The organism is Amycolatopsis sp. MtRt-6 (genome assembly GCF_017308975.1).
Lineage (GTDB): Bacteria > Actinomycetota > Actinomycetes > Mycobacteriales > Pseudonocardiaceae > Amycolatopsis.
This window is the reverse complement of sequence record NZ_JADWPD010000026.1, coordinates 102,851-127,398: the sequence shown is the minus strand read 5'-3', so window position 1 is coordinate 127,398 and position 24,548 is coordinate 102,851. Positions and strand designations below refer to the sequence as shown.

Sequence of the window (24,548 nt, the reverse complement as noted above, 5' to 3'; positions counted from 1 at the left end):
GATTCACTGTTTACACCCTACGCAGTAGAGTTTATGCCGTACGCAGTAAGCCCGCCGACTCCCAGGGGGAACCATGTCCGGCGAACCAGCGATCGAGGCTACCGGCCTCACGAAGTCCTACGGTCCGGTGCCGGTCCTCACCGGCATCGACCTGCACGTCCCACCTGGCAGCGTGTTCGCGCTGCTCGGCCCGAACGGTGCCGGCAAGACCACCACCGTGCGCATCCTGACCACCCTGACCAGCCCCGACGCCGGCTCGGCGCGGGTCGCCGGGCACGACGTGGTGCGGGAGCGCGGGCTGGTGCGCCGCAGCATCAGCCTCACCGGTCAGGACACCGCGCTCGACGAGGCGCAGACCGGCGCGGAGAACCTGGTGATGCTGGGCAGGCTCTGCCGCCTGTCCCGGCGCGCCGCCACCCGCCGCGCCGCCGAGCTGCTGGAGCAGTTCGACCTGACCGAAGCGGGCACGCGGCGCACCGGCACCTACTCGGGTGGCATGCGCCGGCGCCTCGACCTGGCCGCGAGCCTGATCGCGGCGCCCGCGGTGATCTTCCTCGACGAGCCCACCACCGGCCTCGACCCGCGCAGCCGGGCCGCGATGTGGACCGTGCTCGCCGAGCTCGCGCGCTCCGGCGTCACGATCTTCCTCACGACGCAGTACCTGGAAGAGGCCGACAAGCTGGCCGGCCGGATCGCACTCGTCGACGGCGGCCGGATCGTCGCGGAAGGCACCGCGGCGCAGCTCAAGCAGCGGGTGTCAGGCCACCGGCTCGACCTGACGCTCACCGACCGGGCCGCGTTCGACACGCTCGCCGCCCACCTGCGCGACCGGGCGCTGCTGCCCGACCGCGAGCGGCTCTCGCTGTCGGTCGCGACCGACGGCACCGCCGGGCACGTCCGCGCCCTGCTCGACGCGCTCGACCCGGACCGGACCGCGGTACACCGGTTCGCCGTGCACTCCGCGACCCTCGACGACGTGTTCCTGGCGCTGACCGGGCACGCGACCACCACCCACGACAAGGAGCGAGCCGGTGTCTGACACGCTCTCCGCCACCCGTCCCGCCTCGCCGCTGGGCGACCTCGGTGTGCTGGCCCGCCGGGCGACCACGTTGACGATCCGCAACGGCGACGCGCTGATCACCTCGCTCGCCCTGCCGATCATGCTGATGCTGCTGTTCGTCTACCTGTTCGGCGGCGCGATCCGGACCGGCACCGAGTACGTGACGTACGTCGTGCCCGGGGTGATCATGCTGTGCGCGTCGTTCGGCGCCTCGCTCACCGCGGTGGCCGTCACGAACGACATGACCAGCGGGATCATGGACCGGTTCCGGTCGATGGACGTGCGGGGCGCGGCCGTGCTCGGCGGGCACGTCGCCGCGAGCACCGCCCGCAACCTCGTCTCGACCGTGCTGGTGCTCGGCGTCGCGTTCCTGATCGGCTTCCGGCCTTCGGCGTCCTTTGTGGACTGGCTGGCGGCCGCCGGGCTGCTGCTGGCCGCGATCCTGGCGCTGTCGTGGGCGTCCGCCGCGGTCGGCCTGCTGGCGAAAACCCCGGAGGCGGCGAACGGCTTCACGTTCTTCGTGATGTTCCTGCCGTACCCGAGCAGCGCGTTCGTGCCGGTGAACACGATGCCGGCGTGGATCCACGGGTTCGCGGAGAACCAGCCGTTCACGCCGTTGATCGAGGCACTGCGCGGCTTCCTGCTCGGCACCCCGGTCGGGAACAGCGCCTGGCTCGCCCTCGCGTGGTGCGCCGGCATCCTCGCCGTGTCGGTCGCGGCGACCGGCCGCCTGTTCAAGCGCCGGACGGCGTGAGGAGCCGTCCGGCGCTTCGAACTTGCCTCAGCGGAGCAGTGCGGTGGTCCGGGCGTGGACGAGAGCGTCGGCGGAGAACCCGGCGGCCTCGTCCACGAGAATGTCCGGTGTGTCCAGGTGGCCGCCGTTGTGGTAGGCCGCTTTGCACAGGTTGTAGGTGGCCGCGAAGGCGCCCAGGCCGATGGTGGCTATGTGGAAGAAGGCGTTGCAGAGCGGGGGGTACTGGGCTTCCTGCCAGGCGGCCGGTGCGTCGCGGTTCATGGCCTTTTCGACGACGTTCATTTCGGACCTGCTTTCGTACTGTGCGAACGACGGCGTTCACGGGCACGTTACCTCGGCGTCATCGCGGGAAACATCAGCCAACGTGAGGAGTCGCACTCTCGATCGGCCGCCTACCATTGCCTGCGACGTGGACGCTCCACGCGGCCCGAGGAGGAAAAGTGAACCGAGTCGAATCCGTCGCCACGCTCGTTTCGGGCGATCTGCAACCGCTCCGGGCAGAGGCCGAGGTCATGCTGCCGACGCTCTGCACCTGCTGGATCGTCGCCGCCGCGGGCATCATCGGCGGGGCCGCGGGCTACTACTACGGGCACGTGAACTGCAAGAACCACGGCTGTGTCCAGGAAACTCCCGAGGTGCTCGCCGGGCTGGGAGACCTGCGTGACATGTCTTCGGACGGCATGGTCGGGCTGCGGACCACGGCGGCCCGCGCCGCGCGCTGACCCTGCCCGGGGCTGCCGGTGCGGGTGGTGGGTGCACCCGTTCCGGCAACCCTTGTTCCGCTATCCGCAGATAGCGGAACAAGGGTTCGGCAATGTGCGGAAATCGCCGGGCGAGTCAGCCTCGCGTCCATTTCTGGCCGCTTCCGCCCGTACACGCCTGCAGGGTCACCGGTGCGCTGTTCCCGTTTCCGCCCGGCGTCAGGCACAGTCCTGATTGGACCCCCGTGATCGTCCCGTCGGCGGCCGTGTTCCACTGCTGGTTGGTGCCGCCCGTGCAGTCCCAGATGATCGCCTTGGTGCCCGCCGTCGTGGCCGCGCCCTCGGCGTCGAGGCACTTGCTGCCGTACACCAGCAGCTGCTTCCCGGAGGTCAGCGTCCACTGCTGGTTGCCGCCGCCGTTGCAGTCCCACAGCGTCACCTGGGTGCCGTTCGTCTGGGACACGTTCGGGACGTCGAGGCAGCGGCCGGAACCGGTGTTGCGCAGCACCGACGTCGTGCCGCCGCCCGTCCCCGTGACGGCGAGGTTGTCGAACTGCGCGGTCTCGCCCACGCTCGTGCCGATCCCGACCTGGCCGGCCGGGAACGTGCCGTCGGTGACCGTGCCGAGCACCGTGCCGTCGACGGCCGCGGTGATCGTGCTGCCGGAGAAACCCAGTGACAGCTTGTGCCAGCTGCCGGTGCCGAGCGCGGCCGTCGTCCCGCTGCGCAGCGTCGTGATCTGCTGGCTCGTGTTGTTGCGGCGGATCGACCAGGCACCGGTGTCGCTCACCCGCAGGTAGTAGGCGTTCATGGCGCCCTGGTTGCCGGTGTCCTGCGAGCCGGCGTGGCCGATCAGCTCGACGTACCCGGCCTTCTCCAGCAGCACGTCCACGTTGAGCGTGTAGTTGCTCCAGGCGACGTTGCCCAGCAGCGCGTACGGATCGACGAACTTCTTCCACGGGATCGTCTTCTGCGTCGCGGCCTGGCGCACGCACGTGCCCGCGCGGCCGCCCCCGCAGGCAGCGGTCTCGAAGGCGCCCTCCATGTCCATCAGGTACTTGGCTTCCTTGCCCGTCGCGTACCCGTCGAAGTCGTCGCCGTAGGGCAGGTTCAGCGAGCCCTGCGGCGGGCTCGTCGCGGTGCCCTTGCCCTGCCCGGTGGTGGTCGTGAAGGTGTACTGGTAGCCGGGCTGGGCGGTGAAGGAGAAGGCCCCGCCGGACGGGGTGATGTCGGCGCCGCGGACGAAGTGGTCGGCCGGGTTGTTCGAGTTCAGGTTGGTCGCCCACACGTGCACCGGGCCGGTGGACAGCCCGCCGGTGACGTTCAGGTTCAGCGTCTGGGCCGACGTGGCGTCCATCGTCTCGACGATCGTGCTGTAGTCGGTGTTGTTCGGCGACTTCAGCGAGACGTAGCTGCCGTTGGCGCGGTTCCCGCCCAGGTAGCCGCTGGACGAGTCGAGGTACTTCCAGCCGGGCGCGGTGAACTGCGTCGTGTGCGCCAGCGCCCACGCGTCCTTGCCGACCGAGTACCAGCCCGACCACGGCTGGTTGGCCAGGATCAGCCCCACGGTCGGCCAGGGGATGTTCGGCGTGGTCGCGGCGATCAGGTCCCAGTTGAGGTAGGCGGTCATCTTGCCGTCGAGGTAGACGCGGTTGATGCCGCGGGCCAGCGGCTTGGCGCCGTCGTTGTAGTCCTGGGAGCCGTTTTCGCTGGACCACAGCGTCTTGCCGGTGTTGATGACGTTCGCCGGGACCGTGCACGACGTCTGCGCGCTGAGGTAGCCGCACGTGTAGTGGGCGCTGAGCACGTCGGTCGCGTTGCGGTAGGCCGTGTTGGTCGGGATCGCGCTCGCGGGACCCCAGTCCCCCGGCCACGAGTCGCCGGAGATGACCTTGACGGCGCTGTACCCGTTGGCGTTGAGCGCGTTCCGCATGGTGACGGTCCAGTCCGCGCTCCACTGCTTCTCGTTCTGCACGGTCGTGATGTAGTCGATGGTCAGCCCGTGCTGCTTGGCGCACCCCAGCCACGACAGGTAGTAGCCGGTGAGGTCGTTGGAGAAGAAGGTGCCGTTGCCGATCCAGCCCGGCGCGCCCCAGGGCAGGCCCACGAGCTTGATGCCGGGGTTGCGCGCCTTGGCCTGTTCCATGATCCACCACTCGTAGCCGCGGTTGCAGTCGAGGTCGCCGCGGAAGTGGGCGTGGCTGGGCTCCGCGCCGCTGGTGGAGTTGGTGTCCCCGCCCATCTCCACCTTGAGGATCTGCAGCGCGGCGCCGTAACCGGGCTTGAACAGGTAGTCGAGGATCTGACCGCGTTGCGGCTCGGGGTAGTCGATCAGCAGCCGGCTGTTGCCACCGCCGCCGCTGACCGCGCCGACGCCGTCGAATGTGCGCCCGCCCGAACCGCCGTTGATCGTGATCGAGGTGGCGGCCTGGGCGGGCGGCGCCGCGGCGACGACGCCGGCGGCCAAGAGCACCGCCGCGGCCACGGCTCCCGCGCTCCGGAACATGGTTGTCCTCGCTTCCGACGAAGGGGCGGCGAAACTCTCGGGCCTGCCGGCGCAACAATCGGCCGGCGGCGAACACACCGGGCGTTAACGCTAACAGTCACCCTTGCCCCGAACAAACTGCCGGCCCCACCCGGCAGCCGCACTTTACGAAACAACGCATCGCATCCTTCGCCGGAAGAGCATCCTCGCTGCTCAGCGAGGTTTCACGGCCGTGCAACAACGCATCGCGCAAATGTAATTTTCGCGTCGGCGAGCGAGCACAACAGCCGTGACCCCTTTCCCGGACCGCCTTCCCCGGCTACAGTCTCCGATTGCTGGGAGCGCTCCCAGGCAGTGTTTCCGGCGCCCCTCGTTCGAAGGAGAACGTGCATGCGAAGCAGGACAGTGGCCGCCGGCGGGCTCGCCGCCGTGGCCGTGACCGGCGTCGTCGCCATGACGACGTGGACCGGCGCGCAGGCCGCCGCCTCGGCGTACTACACCGACCCGACCACCAACGCGGCCAAGTGGGTCGCGGCGAACCCGGGCGACTCGCGCACCGCGGTGATCCGCGACCGCATCGCCGCGGTCCCGCAGGGGCGGTGGTTCACCACCACGAACACGTCCACGGTGCGCGGCGAGGTGGACGCCTACACCAGCGCGGCGGCGGCCGCGGGCAAGATCCCGATCATGGTGGTCTACGACATCCCCAACCGCGACTGCGGCGGCGCGAGCAGCGGCGGCGCGCCGTCGCACGACGCCTACCGCGCCTGGATCGACCAGGTGGCGGCCGGCCTGGCGGGCCGCCCCGCGGCCATCGTGCTCGAGCCCGACGTGCTGCCCCTGATGACGAGCTGCCAGAACAGCGACCAGCAGCGTCAGACCACGGCGTCGATGGCGTACGCGGGCAAGAAGCTCAAGGCGGGCTCGAGCCAGGCGAAGGTGTACTTCGACATCGGGCACTCCGCCTGGCTGGCGCCCGGCGAGGCGGCGGCACGGCTGCGGGCCGCGGACATCTCCAACAGCGCCGACGGCATCTCCACCAACGTGTCCAACTACCGCTCGACCGCCGACGAAGTCGCCTACGCCAAGGCGATCCTCGGCCAGCTCGGCGACTCCCGGCTGAAAGCGGTGGTCGACACGAGCCGCAACGGCAACGGGCCGCTGGGCAGCGAGTGGTGCGACCCGGCCGGGCGCGCGATCGGCACCCCGAGCACCAACCAGACCGGGGACGGCCAGATCGACGCGTTCCTGTGGGTCAAGCCGCCGGGTGAGGCGGACGGCTGCATCGCCACGGCCGGCCAGTTCGTGCCCCAGCGGGCCTACGACCTCGCCATCGCGGCCGGGCCGGTCCCGACCACCACCCCGACGACGCCGACGACGCCCACCACGCCGACGACGCCGACCACCACGACCCCGCAGCCGACCGGCGGCTGCAAGGTCACGCACCGGGTGGTCAGCAGCTGGCCGACCGGGTACACCGGCGAAATCGTCATCGAGAACCGCGGTGCGGCCCTCAGCAACTGGACACTGAAGTTCTCCGCGCCCGGCGTGACCGTCACCAACGGCTGGAACGGGACCTGGAGCGACGGCGGCGACGTCGTCACGGTCGGCAACGCGTCGTGGAACGGCAGCCTGGGCACGAACGCGACGACCACGCTCGGCTACAACGCGAACTACAACGGCGGCACGCCGCCGTTCCAGGAGCCGACGCTCAACGGGACGTCCTGCTCCTGAGCCGCAGCGCGGAGACGAGGAAGAAGACGCCGCCCAGCGTGGCATAGCCGGCCAGTGCCGTCAGCGACGCACCGTCCATTGTGGCCTGAATGATGAAGGAAGTGCCGGCCACGACGGAGATCGAGCCACTGAGGATCATCGGCCACTGGCCGCCGAGGCCACGCCGGGCGGCGCCCACGAAGAGCTGGACGAGACCGGCCACGATCGCCCAGCCGCCCCACACCCGCAGGACGTCCGGGATCCCGGACGCGGCGGCGACGGCCAGGCCGGCGGCGGCGAGCAGGCTGATCGCGACGTTCAGATAGAGCGCCGCGATCGGCTTGCCGGCCGTCGCCGAACGTGCGTCGAGCACGGCGGCGACCACGTCGAACAGCGGGTACAGCACCAGCAACGCGATGGCGACCGGGCCGAGGCTCGACGCCGTCGCGAAGAGCAGGCCCGCCCAGACGAGGGCGAAGCCGAACCGGACGAAGTAGAGCCGGCGCAGGGATTCCGCGACGCCGGCGGCCGGAGCGGTGTTCGTGGTCATGCACTCTCCCGGTAGATAGAACGATCTGTCTCGTTGCCGACGACTATGACAGCGCGCGGCCACCGCCGTCAAGACCGACCGTTCTATCTGCTAGGCTCGGATCAGCGAACCGGGAGGTGGGACGTCCAGTGTCCGAAGCACGCGCACGGCTGCTGGCCTCGGCGAGCCGGCTGTTCTACGGCGAGGGCCTGCATTCGGTCGGTATCGACCGGGTCATCGCCGAAGCGGGCGTCACGCGGGCCACGCTCTACCGCCACTTCCCGAGCAAGGACGACCTGCTGGTCGCCTACCTGACCGAAGCCGACCGCATGATCCGCGCCGACGTGGCCGCCGCGCGGACGTCCTCGGCGAACCGCTCACCCGCCGACGCCGTCCGGGCGGTCGCGGCGACGATCGCCGACGGCATCCGGGCGCCCGGGTTCCGCGGCTGCGCGTTCCTCAACGCCGCCGCGGAGTACCCGGACCCCGCGCACCCGGTCCACCAAGCCGTGCTGGCGCACCGGCAGTGGTTCCTGGAGACCGTCACGGAACTGCTCGCCGAAACGGGCGAGACCGCCCCGGAGCCGGCGGCCCAGCACTTCGTGATGCTGCGCGACGGCGCCATGGCCGCGGGCTGCCTCACCGACCCGGCCCCGATCTGCGCGACGTTCCTCCGCGGCGTGGAAGGCATTCTGAGCTACCGCGACGCCCGGACCCGGTGATTCAGGCGGCCCGGACCACCACCGGGCCCGCCGGCGCGCCGACCGGGGTCCCCCGGCGGTAGCCGCTGCCGAAGATCAGGCCCAGCACCAGGATGACGAGGACGACCAGCAGGATCCACAGCCACCACTTGCGCACGACGTCTCCCTTCGCCCGGCCCGACCGTACCCCTCGGTTGGCCGGGCCACAGCGTGGGTATTCCTCCCGGCATGGGAGCTTGGGGCAAACGGCTCGTCGCATTGGCCGCGGCTGTGGTGGTGCTGATCGCGGCGGTCCTCGTCGCCTCGGCCGTGCACCTGTTACCCCAGTTGCGCAACCCGTTCGCCCAGAAGACCGAGGAGCACTCCGGCCCGGTGCTGCTGCAGTCGATCGTCGAGCTGTCCCGGTACGAGGCGGCCAGCGGTTCGTTCCAGGTGGTCGTCGACATCACGACCAGTTCCATCCTGCCGAGCTTCCTGGTGGGCAGCGACACCCTGTTCATCGGCGTCGGCACGAACAACGCCTACGTGGACTTTTCGCACCTGAAGGGCAACGCGGTCCAGGTCTCCGACGACCGCCAGTCGGCCACGATCACGTTGGGGCACGCGCAACTGGCACCGGCGACGCTCGACGTGCACGAGTCCCACGTGTACGCGCAGCAGCAGGGTCTGTTCACCCGGATCAACGAGTTCCTCAACGGCAACCCGAACTCCCAGCAGGCGTTGTACGAGCTGGCCCAGAAGCAGATCCAGGCCGCGGCCGCGAAGAGCTCACTGAAGGCCGACGCGGAACGGAACACCCGCACGATGCTGACCGGCCTCCTGCAGTCGCTCGGCTTCAAGAACATCACCATCAAGTACGCCGACAGCGACACCGGTTGAGCAGCGCAAAGAGAACCGAGAGGTCACCACAAGACCCGGCCACGGCGGCACCCAGGCCCCCCGCAACCCCGATCCGAAGCCAGAACACGGCCGGCGGTGCCGGGTCAAGGCACGCTTTCCCGCCTTGACGCGGTGCCGCCGGCCGTAGTCACAATCGGGCTTCGGGGTGGCGGAGAAACACAGCTCAGCCGTTCCGCACCAACCGCCACCGATTGGCCGCGGCACCGTTGTCCGGCCCCTGCACGGCATAGGCACCAGCAGCGGTAGACCCGTTCGCGATGGTCAGCAACTTCCCGCTGTTGACATTCCGGATCTTCGAGGTCCCGTCCCCCTGGTCGAGAAGCGTCCACCGATGATCAGCGGTCCCGTTGTCCGACCACTGAAGCACCCGAGCCCCGTCCGCGGTGGACATGTCGAGCACCCCGAGCACCTTCCCGCTGTGGGCGTTCCGGAACCGCACGGCACTCCCGTCGGCGATCATCTCCCAGTTGTGGTCGGCGGTACCGCTGTCCGACCACTGCAGAGCCCATCCCCCATCGGCGGTGGACATGTTCTCGACACCGAGCACCAGCCCGCTCCCGACATTGACCAGCCGGTAGGTGGTCGCCCCGGCACCACCGGTGTTCCAGTAAACGGTGTACGGAAAACCCTGCGCGTCATAGAAAGGAACCAGATTGACCGCGGAACCGTTCGCGGTGGCACTGAAGGTCAGCGCACTGCTGCTGGTCCGGGTGACCGAAGCGGGGTTGAGCGACGGCAGCGTACTGGAGCCGTAGTTCCCGGCGAGGACAACCGGACCATAGGTGACAGCGGCGACGTTCGCGTTGTCGTTGGCCGGCTTCAGGGCAACCTTCATCGGCAACCGGACGGTGACGGTGTCCCCGGACGTCCAGGTCCGGGACAAGGTGGCGTAGCTACCCGGAGTGGTCGCGACGTTCTGCGCAACCCCGTTGACGCTGATCGTCGCCCCGGAGGTCCACCCCGGGATCCGGATCCGCATCGCCCAGGTCCCGCTCCCGGTCACGGTCAACGTCGTCGTGTCACCGACCGGGAACGACGTCGTCTGGGTGACCGTGATCCCGCGCTGCGTCCAGTTGAGCACCGAGGGCAGGAACAGGTTCACGATCAACGTCGTGCCGGAGTAGAAGTAGATCGAGTCGGCCAGCTTCGTCTGGGTCTCGATACCGCTGCCCTGGCAGCACCAGAACGAGTTGTAGTCGGTGCTCCAGGTGCCGCCGCCCCACGCCGGGCCGACGCCCCGGCGGCCGCCCGGGTTGAGCGAGCTGAAGTACGTGACGTGCCCGTGGCTGTCGGCCGGGTTCTGCTGGCCGATCATCTGGTTGAGCAGGGCCCGCTCGTAGTAGTCGGCCAGGTCGGCGCGGTCCGGGTACAGCGCGAACAGCTCCCGGGTCAGCTTGAGCATGTTGTAGGTGTTGCAGCTCTCGCAGGTGTCGGCGTTGAGGTAGCCGGCGATCGCGTTGGGCGCGCGGAAGTGCTCGGCCTGGCTGTTGCCGCCGATGGCGTAGGTGTGCGCGCCGACGGTGATGTTCCAGGCGTTCGTGGCGATGTCGCGGTAGCGGGTGGTGCCGGTGGCCTTGTACTCCCGGGCGGCGCCGATCCACTTGGGGATCTGCGTGTTGGCGTGCAGCCCGTTGAGCTCGTCGCGGTTGGCGGCCAGCGGGTCGAAGACGGCGGCGTGGTCGAACCGCTGCGCGGCGGTCAGCCACCGCGCGTCGCCGGTGAACTGGTAGAGGTCGGTGAGCACCGCGTTCATGCCGCCGAACTCGGTCTTCAGCACCGACTGCATCTGCGCGGCACTGAGCCGGGCGGTCCGCCGGTCGACCCAGCCCGCCAGGTTGAGCAGCACGTCCCGGGCCTGCGTGCTGCCGATGTACTGCCACACGTCGAGCAGGCCGGCCATGGTCTTGTGGATGCAGTAGTACGGCACGTTGCCGTTCGTCAGCCGCCCGGCTTCGAGGTTGTCGAAGTCCGACTCGGGGAAGCCGGACAGGTAGCCGGCGGCGAACCCGGCGGCGCCGTTGTTCGCCTGGCACTTGGCGAGCTCGGCGACCATCGTCGTGGCCTTGTCCCGGCAGGCGGTGTCGCCGGCGACGGCCCACAGCTGGGCCCAGGCGGTCAGGAAGTGGCCCTGGACGTGGCTGCGGAACGGGAAGTCCGGCGCGTCCCAGCCGCCGTTGGTGGCGGCGCCGCCGGTGGAGAGCCGGTGGTTGGCGCGGAAGTTGTACAGCAGCCGGTTGACGTCGACGAACCGCAGGTAGTTCTGCGTGCGGTTCTGGTTGTCCAGCCACCGGCTCGCGGTCAGCCGCACCTGGCCGAGCTCGAAGGGGTACGCGGACACCCCCAGGTCCGGGCGGACCGGCCCGGCCGCCGCGGCGGCCAGGGCGGCGGGTGCCGCGGCGGCCGAAGCGGCGGGCGCCCAGCCGGCGGCGGATCCGGCCGCGGAGGCGATGGCGGTGGCTCCGGCGGCTTGCAGCAGCCGCCGCCGGCTGAAGGGTGAGGTCACCAGGTGCTCCGATCGTCGGTGAACGGAAGGACGGCGTGCATGTTAGCGCTAACAACAACGCTTGTCACGACCCTCGGGGACCGGCGGCCGGCCCGGTCCGGCCGACCGTCGCCGCGCCGGCCCAGGAAACGCTTTCACAGAATTTTCACCAAAACATTTCCCGCGTCGACAGCAGAAGTGAAATTTTCATTCCCGGCTGGACGCGCATTCGAAATCCGTGCTACAACGCAAACACCCTTGAGCAGCCGTCTCGAGGATTTCCCCGTCGGCCGAAGGGGTTTGCATGCCCAGGCACCGTTCGTTGTTCCGGACCTTCGTGACCACCGCGCTGCTCGCGCTGGCCGTCGGCGCCGCTCCCCCCGCCGCCGAAGCCGCGCCGGCGGGCACGCCGAGCGCCGGCTGCGGGAAGAATCCCACGCTCACCAGCGGGAAACGCACCATCCAGAGCAACGGCAAGAGCCGCAGCTTCATCCTGAAGATCCCCGACACCTACGACAACACCCTGCCGCACCGGCTGGCCTTCGGCTTCCACTGGCTCGGTGGCACCGCCGAACAGGTCGCCGGGGGCGGCAGCGACGGCTACGCCTGGGCCTACTACGGCATGCAGTCGCAGTCGGGCAACTCCACGATCTTCGTGGCGCCACAAGGCCTCAACAACGGCTGGGGCAATCCCGGCGGCGAGGACGTGACGTTCACCGACGACATGGTCCGGCTGATCACGAACGACCTCTGCGTCGACACGACGCAGCTGTTCTCCGTCGGCTTCAGCTACGGCGGCGCGATGAGCTACGCGCTCGCGTGCGCCCGGCCGACCGTCTTCCGCGCGGTCGCGGCGATCGCCGCCCCCGGCGCGATCAGCGGGTGCAGCGGCGGCACGCAGCCGGTCGCGTACCTGGGCATCCACGGGGTGTCGGACAACATCGGCGCCGGCCGCGGGTTGCGGGACACCTTCGTCCGCAACAACGGCTGCACCCCGCAGAACGCCCCCGAGCCCGCCGTGGGCAGCAGGACCCACTACCTGACCGTCTATTCGGGCTGCCGGGCCGGCTACCCGGTGGTCTGGGCGCCGTTCGACGGCGGCCACCAGCAGGGCCCGGTCGACGGCTGCTCCGGCTGCGAGAGCGGCGCGCGGAGCTGGACGAAAACCGAGATCTGGAAGTTCTTCAGCCAGTTCGGCGGCAGCGACCCGAACCCGACCCCGCCGGTGCAGGTCGGCGTGAACTACTCGCTGGTGGCCGCGCACAGCGGCAAGTCGGCGGACATCAGCGGGGCGTCCACCGCGGCGGGTGCCGCACTGATCCAGTGGGCGCCGCACACCGCGGCGAACCAGCAGTTCGACTTCCTGGCCACCACCGACGGCTACTACCGGATCCGCGCCCGGCACAGCGGGCTCGTCCTGCAGGTGGCGAGCACGGCCTCCGGCGCGGACGTCACCCAGCAACCCGACACCAACGCGACGACCCAGCAGTGGAAGGTCACCGACCAGGGTGGCGGCGCGGTGAGCCTGGTCAACCGCGCCAGCGGGCTCGCGCTCGACGTCTGGGGCGCCTCGACCGCCGACGGGGCCCGCATTTCGCAGTACGCCGCCTCCGGTGGCGCCAACCAGCGGTTCCAGCTCCAGCGCGCCTGAAAGCGGAGGACGACGATGCCCGACCTGACCCGGCGGCAAGCGATCCAGCTGGGCGCCGCCCTGGTGCCCCTCGCGTGGACGGCGACGGCCCGGCCCGCCTCCGCCGCGCCCGCGGACGTCCGCGCGGTGAACGACCTGGCGCTCTGGTACGACAGGCAGGCCGGCACCGAGTGGCTGCGCGCGCTGCCGATCGGCAACGGCAGGCTGGGTGCCATGGTGTTCGGCAACACCGACACCGAACGCCTGCAGCTCAACGAGGACACGGTCTGGGCGGGCGGCCCGCACGACTACAGCAACCCCCAGGGCGCGGCGGCGCTGGCGCAGATCCGGCAGCTGGTGTTCTCGAACCAGTGGACGCAGGCGCAGTCCCTGATCGACCAGAAGATGCTCGGCTCCCCGGCCGCCCAGCAGCCGTACCAGCCGGTCGGCACCCTCAGCCTCGCGCTGCCCGGCAACAGCGGGGTGTCGTCGTACCAGCGGTGGCTCGACCTGACCACCGCCACGACGGTCGTCACCTACGTCGCGAACAACGTGCGCTACCGGCGTGAAGTGTTCGCCAGCGCGGTGGACCAGGTGATCGTCGCGCGGTTGACGGCCGAAACACCCGGCTCGATCTCGTTCTCGGCGTCGCTGGGCACCCCGCAGCGCGGGTCGACGTCCAGCCCGAACGGCACCACGATCGCGCTCGACGGCGTTTCGAGCGACAGCCGTGGCATCGCCGGCTCGGTCCGGTTCCTCGCCCTGGTGAACGCCACGGCGGAAGGCGGGACCACCAGCAGTTCCGGCGGGACGCTGCGGGTGTCCGGAGCCAACGCGGTGACGCTGCTGATCTCGGTCGGCACCAGTTACGTCGACTACCGCACGGTGAACGGCGACTACCAGGGCATCGCGCGGTCGAGGCTGGCGGCCGCGCAGAGCCTGTCGTACGACTCGCTGCGCAGCCGGCACGTGGCCGACTACCAGAAGCTGTTCGGCCGGGTCACGCTCGACCTCGGCCGGACCGCGGCGGCCGACCAGCCGACCGACGTCCGGATCGCGCGGCACAACACCGTCAGCGACCCGCAGTTCGCCGCCCTCCTCTTCCAGTTCGGCCGCTACCTGCTGATCTCCTCGTCCCGGCCGGGCACGCAACCGGCCAACCTGCAGGGCATCTGGAACGACCAGCTGAACCCGTCGTGGGAGTCGAAGTACACGCTCAACGCCAACCTGCCGATGAACTACTGGCCGGCCGACGTCACTAACCTGGCCGAGTGCTACGAACCGGTGTTCGCGATGATCGCCGACCTCTCGGTCACCGGGGCGCGCACGGCACAGGTCGAGTACGGCGCCCGTGGCTGGGTCACCCACCACAACACCGACGGGTGGCGCGGATCCTCCATTGTGGACTTCGCGCAGGCCGGCATGTGGCAGACCGGCGGCGCCTGGCTGGCCACGATGATCTGGGACCACTACCGGTTCACCGGCGACGTCGCCTTCCTGCGCGCCCGCTACCCGCTGCTGAAGGGCGCCGCCCAGTTCTTCCTCGACACGCTGGTGACCGAACCCTCGCTGGGCTACCTGGTCACCAACCCGTCGAACTCCCCCGAGCTGAACCACCACACGAACGCGTCGGTGTGCGCGGGCCCGACGATGGACATGCAGATCCTGCGTGACCTGTTCGACGGCTGCGCGGGCGCGTGCCAGGTGCTCGGCGTGGACGCCGCCTTCGCCGACCAGGTCAGGGCGGCCCGGCAGCGGCTGGCGCCGATGAAGGTCGGCTCGCGCGGGAACATCCAGGAGTGGCTCTACGACTGGGTGGAGACCGAGCGGACGCACCGGCACATCTCGCACCTGTACGGGCTGTACCCCAGCAACCAGATCAGCAAGCGCGGCACGCCCCAGCTGTTCACCGCGGCCCGGCGGACGCTCGAACTGCGCGGCGACGACGGCACCGGCTGGTCGCTCGCGTGGAAGATCAACTACTGGGCGCGGATGGAGGAGGGCGCCAAGGCGCACGACCTGATCCGGCTCCTGGTGCGGACCGACCGGCTGGCGCCCAACATGTTCGACCTGCACCCGCCGTTCCAGATCGACGGCAACTTCGGCGCGACGTCCGGCATCGCCGAGCTGCTGCTGCACAGCCACAACGGCGAGCTGCACGTCCTGCCCGCGCTGCCGCCCGCCTGGCCGACCGGCAGCGTGACGGGCCTGCGCGGCCGCGGCGGCTACACGGTCGGGGCGACCTGGAGCGCCGGCGCGGCCACGCAGCTGACCGTCACGCCGGACCGCGACGGCGACGTCAAGGTCCGCAGCCGGCTGTTCACCGGGACCTACGAGGTGCTCGACACCACGAGCGGCACGAAGGTCCAGCCGGTGTCCGTCGAAGCCGACCTGGTCCGGTTCGCGGGCCAGGCGGGCCACACCTACCGCGTTACGGCCCTCGGCGGCCCGCCGCCGGTGGTGGAGCCGGGGGTGAACTACCGGCTCGTCGCCCAGCACAGCGGCAAGCCGGCCGACATCAGCGGCGGTTCGACGGCGGCCGGCGCGGCGCTGATCCAGTGGCAGGCCACCGGTGCGCTCAACCAGCAGTTCGACTTCCTGGCCTCGGACGGCGGCTTCCACCGCATCCGGTCCCGGACCAGCGGCCTGGTGCTCCAGGTCGCTTCGACCGCGAGCGGCGCGGACATCACGCAGCAGCCGGACACCGGCGCGACGACGCAGCAGTGGCGGGTGACCGACCAGGGCGGCGGCGTGGTGAGCCTGGTCAACCGGGCCAGCGGGCTCGCGATGGACGTCTGGGGTGCCTCGACCGCCGACGGCACGCGCATTTCGCAGTGGACGGTGACCGGGGCGGCCAACCAGCGGTTCCAGTTACAGCGGGCCTGATCGGCGCAGGCCGTTGATCAGCAGCCGCACCAGGTGCCGCGCGTCGTAGGGCACCGCCGTCCGCGCGCCGGCGCAGAGGCTGCCGACGCCGCGCATCAGCTCGTGGGCGTCCTGGCCGGGGACGATCTCCCCGGCCGCCGCGGCGGCGTCGAGCAGCTGCGTGCACACGGGGACGAGGCGTTCGAGGAAGTAGGCGTGCAGCGGGTCGTAGCAGGGTTCGTCGGACTGCAGCACCGACGCCAGCCCCTGCTTGGTGACGACGAAGTCGACGAACCGGTCGATCCACCGCACGAGCGCCCGGTGCGGCCCCGGCTCGTCGGCGAGCAGCGCCGGACCGGCCTCGGCCAGGGCTTCGACCTGCAGCCGGTACACGGCGAGGATCAGGTCGGCCCGGGTCGGGTAGTGGCGGTAGATGGTCGCCGTGCCCACCCCGGCCCGGGCGGCGATCTCCCGGATCGGCGCGTCGACGCCGGAGGTCACGAACACCTCCGCCGCCGCCTCGAGGACGTTCCCGGCGTTGCGCCGCGCGTCGGCACGCTGCGGCGGTTTCCCCGCCGCCGTCCGGGAATCGCTCACGACCGCATGCTACCGGCCCCGGCCGGCACGCGGGCGTCGAGCAGCAGCTCGGCCAGCTCCGCCGGCGCGGTGATCATGCAGTCGTGCCCGGCGGCCAGCTCCCGCACGTCCGCGGGTTCGCCGTTCGGCTGCAGCGCGGGCACCGGCCGCCGGTCGAATCCCGCCGGTTTCACGGTGCAGTGGATGTGCGTGCGCGGAATGGCGGCGGCGGCCGGGTTGTCCAGGGCGACGGGCTCTTCGAGGCACCGGATCGGCTGGTCGGAGAGCAGGGTCCGCAACCACGCGACGTCGCCGGGCTCGGTCACCCCGAACAGGCCGAAGGGTGGCGGCAGCTCGGGCAGCGGCGGGACCCGCCAGCCGGTGCCGAGCATACTGCGCGTGATCGGCATGACGTCGATCCCGTTTTCCCCGTGGACGGGCACCATCGCGTCGAGGTAGACGAGCCGCGCAATGCGCTCGGGCACCTCGTTGGCGACCGCGGAGATGACGAGGCCCGCGTAGCTGTGCCCGACGAGGACGACATCGCGCAGATCGGCGTCGGCCAGCAGCCGCACGACGTCGGCGGTGTGCGTGCGGAGGCCGACGTCCGGGCTCAGCAGGTGCCGGGTTTCGCCGTAGCCGGTGAGCGTCGGGGTGAACACGGGCCGCCCGCTCGCGGCCAGCCGCGGCACGACCCGCGCCCAGCACTGCCCGGTGTGCCAGGCGCCGTGGACCAGCACGTAGGTGATCGCCATGGGGAACTCCTTAAGTGGGACGTTGTCCCGATTACGATACGGGACACTGTCCCACTTAAAGAGAGGGGGTCACTCACCGCGCCGGCGGGCGCTTGTAGAACGACTCCCGGCACGCGCCGTGGCGGTGTCCCGGGCCCGCGTCAGCCTGCCCCGCGCCAGCGGGCTCCACGGGAGCACGCCGATGCCCTGGTCCGCGCAGAGCGGAAGCATCTCCCGCTCCACCTCCCGGTGGATGAGGTTGTAGTGGTCCTGCATCGACACGAACCGGGTCCAGCCGTTCAGGTCGGCCAGGTACAGGGCCTTGGCGAACTGCCAGGCGTGCATGGAAGAGGCCCCGAGGTAGCGGACCTTCCCGGACTTGACCGCGTCGTGCAGCGCCTCGAGGGTTTCCTCGATCGGGGTGCCGTAGTCCCAGCGGTGGATCTGGTACAGGTCGATGTAGTCGGTCCCCAGTCGCTTCAGGGAAGCGTCGAGCTCGGCGAAGATCGCCTTGCGGGACAGCCCGGCGCCGTTCGGGCCGGGGCGCATCCGCATCCACACCTTGGTGGCGAGAACGACCTCCTCGCGCCGGGTGAAGTCCTTGACCGCCTGGCCGACGATCTCTTCGCTGCTTCCGGCGCTGTACCCGTTGGCCGTGTCGAGGAAGTTGACGCCGGCCTCGAGGGCCTGCTTGATGATGTCCCGGCTCGCGTCCGCGCCCAGCGACCAGGGCTCGCCGCCCCGGTCCGGCTCGCCGAAGCTCATGCAGCCGAGCGTGATGGCGGAGACTTCCAGTCCGGTCGTTCCGAGTTTGATGTATCGCACGCCGGCGAACCTAGGAGCTGGAGTGCGCTCCACCGCAATGCCCCGACGGCGGACCGCCCTGTCCGCGGGATCTCTCAGCCGACGTACCCCGCCGCCGACTCCCACGGGACCCGGACGACGGGACGATGGCGCCACCGAAGGCCACCTTGGGGCGCATCACCCCGGGCCGGCTTGGCGCAGCTGCCGCCAGGTCTCCCGGCGCCGGCGCTGGGCCTCCGGGTCCGCGACCGGCGCCGCCGACAGCAACCTCTGCGTGTACGGGTGCGCCGGTGCCGTCAACACCTCCTTTGCCGGCCCCTGCTCCACCACGCGGCCCTGGTGCATCACCGCCACCCGGTCGGCGAGCTGCTCGATCACCGCCAGGTCGTGGCTGATGAACAGGCAGGCGAAGCCGAACTCCTGCCGCAGCTCCCGCAGCAGGTCCAGGATCCGGGCCTGGATCGTCACGTCCAGCGCGCTCGTCGGCTCGTCGGCCACCAGCAGGTCCGGGCGCAACGCCAGGGCCCGCGCGATGCACGCGCGCTGCCGCTGGCCGCCCGACAGCTCGTGCGGGTACCGCGCGGCCAGCGACGGCGACAGCTGCACCGCGGACAGCAGCTCCGCGACCCGTCCGTCCACTTCGGACGGCCGGACCGCGCGGTGCAGCCGCAGCGGTGTCGCGACGCTCTCGCCCACCGTCGTGCGCGGGTTCAACGACGACAGCGGGTCCTGGAACACCACGCCGATCCGGCGCCGCAACGCCTTCGCCGCCCGGCCGCGGACCCGGGTGATGTCCGCGTCCCCGACGCGCACCGAACCGGCCGACGGCGCGAGCAGCCCCGTCACCGCCCGGGCGACCGTGCTCTTGCCCGAACCCGACTCCCCGACCAGGCCGAGCACCTCCCCCGGCTCCACGTGCAGGTTCACCCCCGCCGCGGCGTGCACGGACAGGGTGCGGAACCGGCCGCGGTAGGTGACCGACAGGTTCTCCACGCGCAGCAGCGGAGCCACCGCCGGGACGTCCGGGATCGACGACGCCGCGTGCGGGGTGACCGCGCCGCCGAGCGAGACGACCGACCCGAGCAGCTGCCGCGTGTAGTCCTCGGCCGGTGCCGTGAAGATCTCCTCGACCGGGCCCTGCTCGACCACGCGGCCGTCGTGCATCACGACCACCCGGTCGGCCAGGTCGGCGACCACGCCCATGTCGTGCGTGATCAGCAGGATCGCCGTCCCGAGCCGCTCGCGGAGATCCCGGAGCAGCTCGAGGATCTCCGCCTGCACGGTGACGTCCAGCGCCGTCGTCGGCTCGTCGGCGATCAGCAGCTGGGGCTCGTTCGCCACCGCCATCGCGATGACGACGCGCTGCAGCTGCCCGCCGGACAGCTCGTGCGGGTAGGACCGGAACCGCTCGCGCGGGTCCGGCAGCCCGACCAGGGTGAGCAGCTCGACCGCCCGCTCCCGGGCGGCGGGGGCCGCCAGCGCCTGGTGCGTCCGGATGGCCTCGACGAGCTGGTCCCCGATGGTGAACACCGGGTTCAGCGCGCTCATCGGCTCCTGGAACACCATCCCGACGTCGCCGCCGCGGACCGCGCGCAGCTCGGCCGGGGTCAGCGCGTAGAGGTCGCGCCCGGCCAGCTCCGCGCGGCCCGTCACGCGGGCCGTGGGCGGGAGCAGGCCGAGCAGGGACATCGCGGTGACCGTCTTGCCGGAGCCGGACTCCCCGACCACCGCGACGACCTCGCCTTCGCGGACCTCGTAACCGACCCCGCGGACGGCTTCGACGTCCCCGAACGAGACCGCGACGTCGTGCAGCCGCAGGAGCCCGGCTCCGCTCACTGGATGATCCCGAACTTGCGGTAGTCGACGTAGGCCGGGAAGCGCCCGATCCGGACGTCACCCACCTGCGACCCGTGCAGGAACGAGTTGCGGGTGTAGATCAACGGCACCACCGGCGAGTCGGCGAGGATCTTCTTGTCCAGCGCCGCCCACTTCCGGCCCGCCTCGACCGGGTCCACAGTGGCCTGTGCCTCGGTGATGAGCTTGTCGACCTCGGGATTGTCGTACCGCGACTCGTTGACCCCGCCGTTGCCGATCTCGGTGGACTGGAACAGCGGCTGGATGTTCGCGTTGGCCGACGGGATGTCCGGCTGCCACGACGTCAGCGTCAGGTCGTAGTCGGACAGGCCCTTGGTGTCCACTTCGGACGTGTAGGTGTCCTCGTCGAGCGCCTTGATGGTGACCTTGATGCCCGCACGGGCCAGCGACGCCTGGATCGACGCCGCCTTCTCCGGGTAGCCGTTCTCGTTGTGGGTGGCCAGCACGAGACCGTCGATGCCGTTCGGGAAGCCCGCTTCGGCCAGCAGCTGCTTGGCCTTCGTCACGTCACCGGACGGCGGCGCCGGGTACAGGTCGTACTGCTCGCGGCCCTGCAGGCCCGGCGTGATCAGCGTGGTGGCGACGTCGCCGGCCAGCTGGGCGCTGCCCGCGCTGGCGACCTGGTAGGCGGCCTTGTCGACGGCGTACTGGAACGCCTGCCGCACCTTCGGGTTCGTCAGGTTCCCGCGCTGGGTGTTCAGCGAAAGGTAGGCCAGCGCCCCGGATTCCGACGTCACCAGCCGGGACTTCGCCGACGCGCTGCCCTGGATCTGCGCCAGCTGCGCGGGCGAGGCGAACGACATGCCGAAGGCGTTGCGGTCGGTGCCGGTGTCGTCGATCAGGCGCTTGGAGATGACGCTGGTGTCCTGGCCGAGCTGGAACTCGATGGTGTCCGGGTTGGCCAGCCGCGTCTTGTCCTCGTCGCGGTTCCAGTTCGGGTTGCGCGTCAGCTTCGCCGACTTGCCGCGCTCGTAACTCGCCAGCTGGTACGGGCCGGACGCGACCGGGTGGTCACCGTAGTTCGCCTCGGCGCCCTTGCCCTTCGGCACCGGCGAGAAGGCCGGGGTGCTGGCGACCCAGTTGAAGTCGCCGTAGGGGCGGGCCAGGTGGAAGACGATGGTCTTCGCGTCCGGCGTCTGGATCGTGTCGAGTTCCTTGCCCTCGAACGGACCCTTGTACGCCAGGCCCGGCGAGAGCAGGTCCTTGTGGTAGGCCAGGCCGCCGGAAAACGCCGGCGCGAACGAGCGCTCGAGGCCCCACTTGACGTCTTCGCTCCTGATCGGCGAGCCGTCGGCGTACTTCAGGCCGTCCTTGAGGGTGAACGTCCACGTCTTACCGCCGTCGCCGGGCCGTCCGGTGTCGGTGGCCAGGTCGGGCACGATCGTGGTGTCCTTGCCCGGCGCGACGTCCCACGACGTCAGCCGCCGGTGGATCAGCCCGAGCGTGGTGACGACCAGGTTCGAGCTCTTCGCCGGGTCCCACGTGATCGAGGGCGCGTCGTTGAGCAGGACGAGGTTCCCGCCCGGTTTGACGGTGCCGCCCTGCCCCGCCGGCGTGTCGTTGGCGCCGCACGCCGTCAGCAGCGTGAGGGCGGCGAGCACCCCCGCGGCGAACCGCAGCTGTTTCATCATGTCCCTTTCAGACGAGACGCGCTCGCGGATCGAGCGCGCCGTAGCAGAGGTCGACCAGGAAGTTCAGGACCGTGACGAGCAGGGCCGAGAACAGCGTCACGCCCAGCAGCACCGGCAGGTTGAGCGACGCGATGGCGTCGACGAGCAGCCGCCCGACGCCGGCCATGCCGAAGATCCGCTCCGTGATCACGGTCCCGGCCAGCAGCGAGCCGAGGTCGACGCCGAACACCGTGATCACCGGCAGCAGGACGTTGCGCAGTGCGTGCCGGCCGACGACCTTGCGTTCGGTCAGGCCCTTGGCGCGCGCGGTGCGGATGTAGTCCTCGCCGAGGGTTTCCAGCATCTGCCCACGGGTGAGCCGCGCGTAGATGGCGGCGTGCAGGAAGGCCAGGACGAACCACGGCAGCACCAGGTGCCACGCCCACTGGGCGGGATTTTCGCTCAGCGGCACGTACCCGGACTTCGGGACGACGTCGAGGCCGAAGGCGAAGATCGTGATGCCGATCATCCCGGCCAGGTAGGCGGGCATCGACACCCCGGCCATCGCGGTGGCCATGGTGATCCGGTCGGCGGCGGTCCCCCGGCGCAGCGCGGAAAGCACGCCCAGGCCGACCCCGAACACGATCCAGATCGCCGCGGCGCCCAGCGCGACCGAGAAGCTGACCTCGATCCGGTCGCCGATCTCGCTGAGCACGTCGACGTTGTTCTGGAAGTCCCAGCCGAAGCACGGCGCGGTGCAGTGGATCGCCGCGGCGCCGGTGCCGAACGTGCGGCCGCCGACGATCCCGCCGAGGAACTCGAAGAACTGCCCGTACCAGGGGATGTCGTAGCCCATGAACTCCCGCGCCACCTGGAGGCCTTCGGGGGTGCACGGGCGGCCGCAGGCCATCCGGGCCGGGTCGGCGGGCAGGATGTAGAACACGACGAACGTCACGAAGGCGACGACGAGCAGGACCAGGAGCATCCCGGCGAACCGGGTGGCGACGAAGCGGGCGGTGCGCATCAGACCATGCCTCCCGAGCGCGGGTCGAGCGCGTCGCGGATCGCGTCGCCGACGACGTTGAAGGCCAGCGTGACGAGGAACAGCAGGAGCCCGGGGAAGACCAGGTACATCGGGTCGGTTTCGAAGAAGTCGATGGCGGTGCTGATGGTGCGGCCCCAGCTGGGCGTCGGGGGCAGGACGCCGACGCCGAGGAACGACAGCGCGGCTTCGCTGCCGATCATCGACGGGATCGACAGGCTGGCGACGACGATGACCGGCGCCCACAGGTTGGGCAGCAGTTCCTTGGTGAACACGTGCCACGGGCCGCCGCCGATGACCTTGGCCGCCGCGACGAAGTCGCGCTTGGCCAGCGTCAGTGTCTGGGCGCGGACGATCCGGGCCACGCGGGGCCAGCCGAAGAGCCCGAGGACGACGATCAGCGTGATCTGCCGCGGGAAGTCGACCGGCAGGACCGCGCCGAGCGCGATCATGAAGATCAGGTACGGGAAGCCGAGGATGACGTCGGCGGTCCAGGTCACCAGGCGGTCCCACCAGCCGCCGAGGTAGCCGGCGCTGACGCCGATCACGACGCCGAGCGCGGTGCCCAGGACGGTGGCGCCGAGCCCGACGAGCAGCGACGTCCGCGCGCCGTGCGCGACGAGCGCGAAGAGGTCGACGCCGGTCAGCGGCTCGACGCCGAACCAGTGGGCGCCGCTCACGCCGCCGAGCGCCCCGGCCGGGAGCCCGGTCGGGCCGAGCGTCGAGATGTCCGGGACGAGGCTCTGCCCTTCGATTCCGGCGAACAGGTCGGCGCCGGCGGCGAGCAGCACGATGACGGCGATCAGGACGGCGCAGACCGACGTCCACCGCCCGGACCGGACGGCACGCCAGACCGCGGCGGGCAGGGAGCGCGCCGCGAGCGGCGGGAGGGCAGGGGCGGACACAGCACCTTCAAGGTTCAGCCGATCGAGTGACGATCAGGGACCTTAGGCAGTCCGGGCCGTGATCGATCCACCGTCTCAAGATGTGGAACGATACTTCCCGGCGGCGTCCGGTTCGTGGGCGATTACGCCAGATTTCCCGCCACCTGCCAGGTGCGCAGCCGTTCGCGGGCCGACCGCATGCCGGACTGGATGAGGACGATCTCGGTCGCCCCGGCGTCGAAGTACCGCCGCAGGCCGGCTTCGACCGTGCGCTCGTCGCCGATCAGGGCGAGGTCGGCCGCGTGGGCGACGCCTTCGACGTCGAGGATGCGGCGGTAGGACGGGATGTCGCCGTAGTAGCCGAGGTGGACGGCGGCGACCTGCCGGACGGTGTCGGCGTCGTCGGTCACGACAGCGGGCACGGCGGCGATCACCCGCGGTTCGGGCCGCCCGGCCCCCGCGGCGGCCTTGGTGAGGGCGGGCACGACGTGCTCGGCGAGCGCCCGCGGGCCGGCGAGGAACGGGAGGGTGCCGTCGGCGAGCTCACCGGCGACGCGCAGCGCCCGCGGCCCCATGGCGGCGACGACGATCGGGACGTCACCACCCCCGGGGACGGCGGTGGGCAGCGGCGGGCAGGCGGTGAGGGTCTCGCCGTCGAACGCGGGACGGCGGCCGTCGAAGACGTCGCGCAGGACGGTGAGCGACTCGCGCAGGGAGGTGATGGGCGGCGGGTATTCGAAGCCGAAGGCGGGTTCGAGCAGCCCGGGCACGCCGAGTCCCAGCCCCAGGGTGAACCGCCCACCGGTGGCGGCCTGGGCGGTTTGCGCCTGGGCGGCGAGGTGGAGGGGGTGCCGCGGGTAGAGCGGGACGACGGCGGTGCCGACGGCGAGGCCGGGTACTTCGCGTCCGGCGAGGGCGGCGAGGGTGAGGGCGTCGTGGTCGAAGAGCTGGGAGAACCAGACGGAGCGCAGGCCGGCGGCCGCGGCCTCGCGGGTTTGGGCGAGCAGGGCGTCGACGCTGTTGGCGGCTCCGGCCAGGTCGCCGGCGGGGAGGGCGGCACCGATGGTCATGGTGTTCCTTCGGGTGGCTGAGGGGATCAGGCTCACTGCGGGACGAGACGGCCGGGTGGGCTGCCGCGGCCGGGGGGGGGGGGGGGGGGGGTGGGGTGGGGGGTGAGTGGAAAAAACAAAAGCGAGGGGGGGG

At 70.8% G+C, this 24,548-nt stretch carries 21 protein-coding genes; 8 read left to right on the top strand and 13 right to left on the bottom strand.

All coding sequences use genetic code 11. From position 1 onward, the window contains the following. The first annotated feature begins 73 nt into the window (after window positions 1-73). Window positions 74-1,039, top strand: a complete 966-nt coding sequence (locus I4Q55_RS34855; protein WP_206794197.1) for an ATP-binding cassette domain-containing protein — start codon at window positions 74-76, stop codon at window positions 1,037-1,039. Next, a complete protein-coding gene (locus I4Q55_RS34850) occupies window positions 1,032-1,814 on the top strand; it encodes an ABC transporter permease (RefSeq protein WP_307793396.1) in 783 nt (260 codons plus the stop codon). Before I4Q55_RS34855 ends, I4Q55_RS34850 begins: the two co-directional genes overlap by 8 nt. 27 nt (window positions 1,815-1,841) lie before the next feature. On the opposite strand, the gene I4Q55_RS34845 is transcribed toward I4Q55_RS34850, so the two are convergent. Then, a complete protein-coding gene (locus I4Q55_RS34845) occupies window positions 1,842-2,096 on the bottom strand; it encodes a hypothetical protein (protein WP_206794195.1) in 255 nt (84 codons plus the stop codon). A 158-nt stretch (window positions 2,097-2,254) separates the two neighbouring features. Between I4Q55_RS34845 and I4Q55_RS34840 the strand changes: the two genes are divergently transcribed. Beyond that, window positions 2,255-2,536: a hypothetical protein gene (locus I4Q55_RS34840; RefSeq protein WP_206794194.1), complete on the top strand. Its 282-nt coding sequence runs from the start codon at window positions 2,255-2,257 to the stop codon at window positions 2,534-2,536. A 115-nt stretch (window positions 2,537-2,651) separates the two neighbouring features. Here I4Q55_RS34840 and I4Q55_RS34835 read toward each other — a convergent pair whose 3' ends face one another. Then, window positions 2,652-5,021 (bottom strand): ricin-type beta-trefoil lectin domain protein, encoded by a 2,370-nt coding sequence (locus I4Q55_RS34835; RefSeq protein ID WP_206794192.1) that lies wholly within the window; start codon window positions 5,019-5,021, stop codon window positions 2,652-2,654. A gap of 384 nt (window positions 5,022-5,405) precedes the next feature. Here I4Q55_RS34835 and I4Q55_RS34830 point away from each other — a divergent pair, with 384 nt between their 5' ends. Next, entirely contained in the window at window positions 5,406-6,734 is a 1,329-nt protein-coding gene (locus I4Q55_RS34830; protein WP_206794254.1) for a glycoside hydrolase family 6 protein, read from the top strand. On the opposite strand, the gene I4Q55_RS34825 is transcribed toward I4Q55_RS34830, so the two are convergent. Next, window positions 6,712-7,263 carry a hypothetical protein gene (locus I4Q55_RS34825; protein WP_206794190.1) on the bottom strand — a complete coding sequence of 184 codons (552 nt, stop codon included), beginning with the start codon at window positions 7,261-7,263 and terminating at the stop codon, window positions 6,712-6,714. The two genes, I4Q55_RS34830 and I4Q55_RS34825, sit on opposite strands and share 23 nt — an antisense overlap. A 128-nt stretch (window positions 7,264-7,391) precedes the next feature. Between I4Q55_RS34825 and I4Q55_RS34820 the strand changes: the two genes are divergently transcribed. Next, window positions 7,392-7,964 (top strand): TetR/AcrR family transcriptional regulator, encoded by a 573-nt coding sequence (locus I4Q55_RS34820; RefSeq protein WP_206794188.1) that lies wholly within the window; start codon window positions 7,392-7,394, stop codon window positions 7,962-7,964. A 1-nt stretch (window position 7,965) separates the two neighbouring features. On the opposite strand, the gene I4Q55_RS50335 is transcribed toward I4Q55_RS34820, so the two are convergent. Next, window positions 7,966-8,100 (bottom strand): hypothetical protein, encoded by a 135-nt coding sequence (locus I4Q55_RS50335; protein WP_277992029.1) that lies wholly within the window; start codon window positions 8,098-8,100, stop codon window positions 7,966-7,968. 71 nt (window positions 8,101-8,171) lie between these two features. Between I4Q55_RS50335 and I4Q55_RS34815 the strand changes: the two genes are divergently transcribed. Next, window positions 8,172-8,822, top strand: a complete 651-nt coding sequence (locus I4Q55_RS34815) for a DUF4230 domain-containing protein (RefSeq protein WP_242547325.1) — start codon at window positions 8,172-8,174, stop codon at window positions 8,820-8,822. A 184-nt stretch (window positions 8,823-9,006) separates the two neighbouring features. Here the strand turns inward: I4Q55_RS34815 and I4Q55_RS34810 are convergent, their stop codons facing one another. Continuing rightward, on the bottom strand, window positions 9,007-11,346 hold the full coding sequence (locus I4Q55_RS34810) for a beta-L-arabinofuranosidase domain-containing protein (RefSeq protein WP_206794186.1): 2,340 nt from the start codon (window positions 11,344-11,346) through the stop codon (window positions 9,007-9,009). A 283-nt stretch (window positions 11,347-11,629) separates the two neighbouring features. Here I4Q55_RS34810 and I4Q55_RS34805 point away from each other — a divergent pair, with 283 nt between their 5' ends. Further along, the gene (locus tag I4Q55_RS34805) at window positions 11,630-12,976 is read left to right on the top strand and encodes an RICIN domain-containing protein (protein ID WP_206794184.1); all 1,347 of its coding nucleotides are present in this window, start codon (window positions 11,630-11,632) and stop codon (window positions 12,974-12,976) included. A gap of 15 nt (window positions 12,977-12,991) precedes the next feature. After that, on the top strand, window positions 12,992-15,841 hold the full coding sequence (locus I4Q55_RS34800; protein WP_206794182.1) for a glycoside hydrolase N-terminal domain-containing protein: 2,850 nt from the start codon (window positions 12,992-12,994) through the stop codon (window positions 15,839-15,841). On the opposite strand, the gene I4Q55_RS34795 is transcribed toward I4Q55_RS34800, so the two are convergent. The 8 genes from I4Q55_RS34795 to I4Q55_RS34760 form a co-directional block, all read right to left on the bottom strand. Beyond that, window positions 15,827-16,417, bottom strand: a complete 591-nt coding sequence (locus I4Q55_RS34795; RefSeq protein WP_206794180.1) for a TetR/AcrR family transcriptional regulator — start codon at window positions 16,415-16,417, stop codon at window positions 15,827-15,829. The two genes, I4Q55_RS34800 and I4Q55_RS34795, sit on opposite strands and share 15 nt — an antisense overlap. Beyond that, window positions 16,414-17,151 carry an alpha/beta hydrolase gene (locus I4Q55_RS34790; RefSeq protein ID WP_206794178.1) on the bottom strand — a complete coding sequence of 246 codons (738 nt, stop codon included), beginning with the start codon at window positions 17,149-17,151 and terminating at the stop codon, window positions 16,414-16,416. The genes I4Q55_RS34795 and I4Q55_RS34790 overlap by 4 nt, the downstream gene beginning before the upstream one ends. Before the next feature lie 69 nt (window positions 17,152-17,220). Then, window positions 17,221-17,955: an aldo/keto reductase gene (locus I4Q55_RS34785; protein ID WP_206794175.1), complete on the bottom strand. Its 735-nt coding sequence runs from the start codon at window positions 17,953-17,955 to the stop codon at window positions 17,221-17,223. A gap of 156 nt (window positions 17,956-18,111) precedes the next feature. Further along, complete coding sequence (locus tag I4Q55_RS34780) at window positions 18,112-19,770, bottom strand: ABC transporter ATP-binding protein (RefSeq protein ID WP_206794173.1); 1,659 nt, start codon at window positions 19,768-19,770, stop codon at window positions 18,112-18,114. Continuing rightward, window positions 19,767-21,437, bottom strand: a complete 1,671-nt coding sequence (locus I4Q55_RS34775) for an ABC transporter substrate-binding protein (RefSeq protein ID WP_206794171.1) — start codon at window positions 21,435-21,437, stop codon at window positions 19,767-19,769. Before I4Q55_RS34775 ends, I4Q55_RS34780 begins: the two co-directional genes overlap by 4 nt. 10 nt (window positions 21,438-21,447) lie before the next feature. Then, a complete protein-coding gene (locus tag I4Q55_RS34770; RefSeq protein ID WP_206794169.1) occupies window positions 21,448-22,443 on the bottom strand; it encodes an ABC transporter permease in 996 nt (331 codons plus the stop codon). After that, window positions 22,443-23,366 carry an ABC transporter permease gene (locus I4Q55_RS34765; RefSeq protein WP_307793395.1) on the bottom strand — a complete coding sequence of 308 codons (924 nt, stop codon included), beginning with the start codon at window positions 23,364-23,366 and terminating at the stop codon, window positions 22,443-22,445. The genes I4Q55_RS34770 and I4Q55_RS34765 overlap by 1 nt, the downstream gene beginning before the upstream one ends. Window positions 23,367-23,488: 122 nt before the next feature. Beyond that, window positions 23,489-24,415 (bottom strand): TIGR03564 family F420-dependent LLM class oxidoreductase, encoded by a 927-nt coding sequence (locus I4Q55_RS34760; protein ID WP_206794167.1) that lies wholly within the window; start codon window positions 24,413-24,415, stop codon window positions 23,489-23,491. Between the last annotated feature and the right edge of the window lie 133 nt (window positions 24,416-24,548).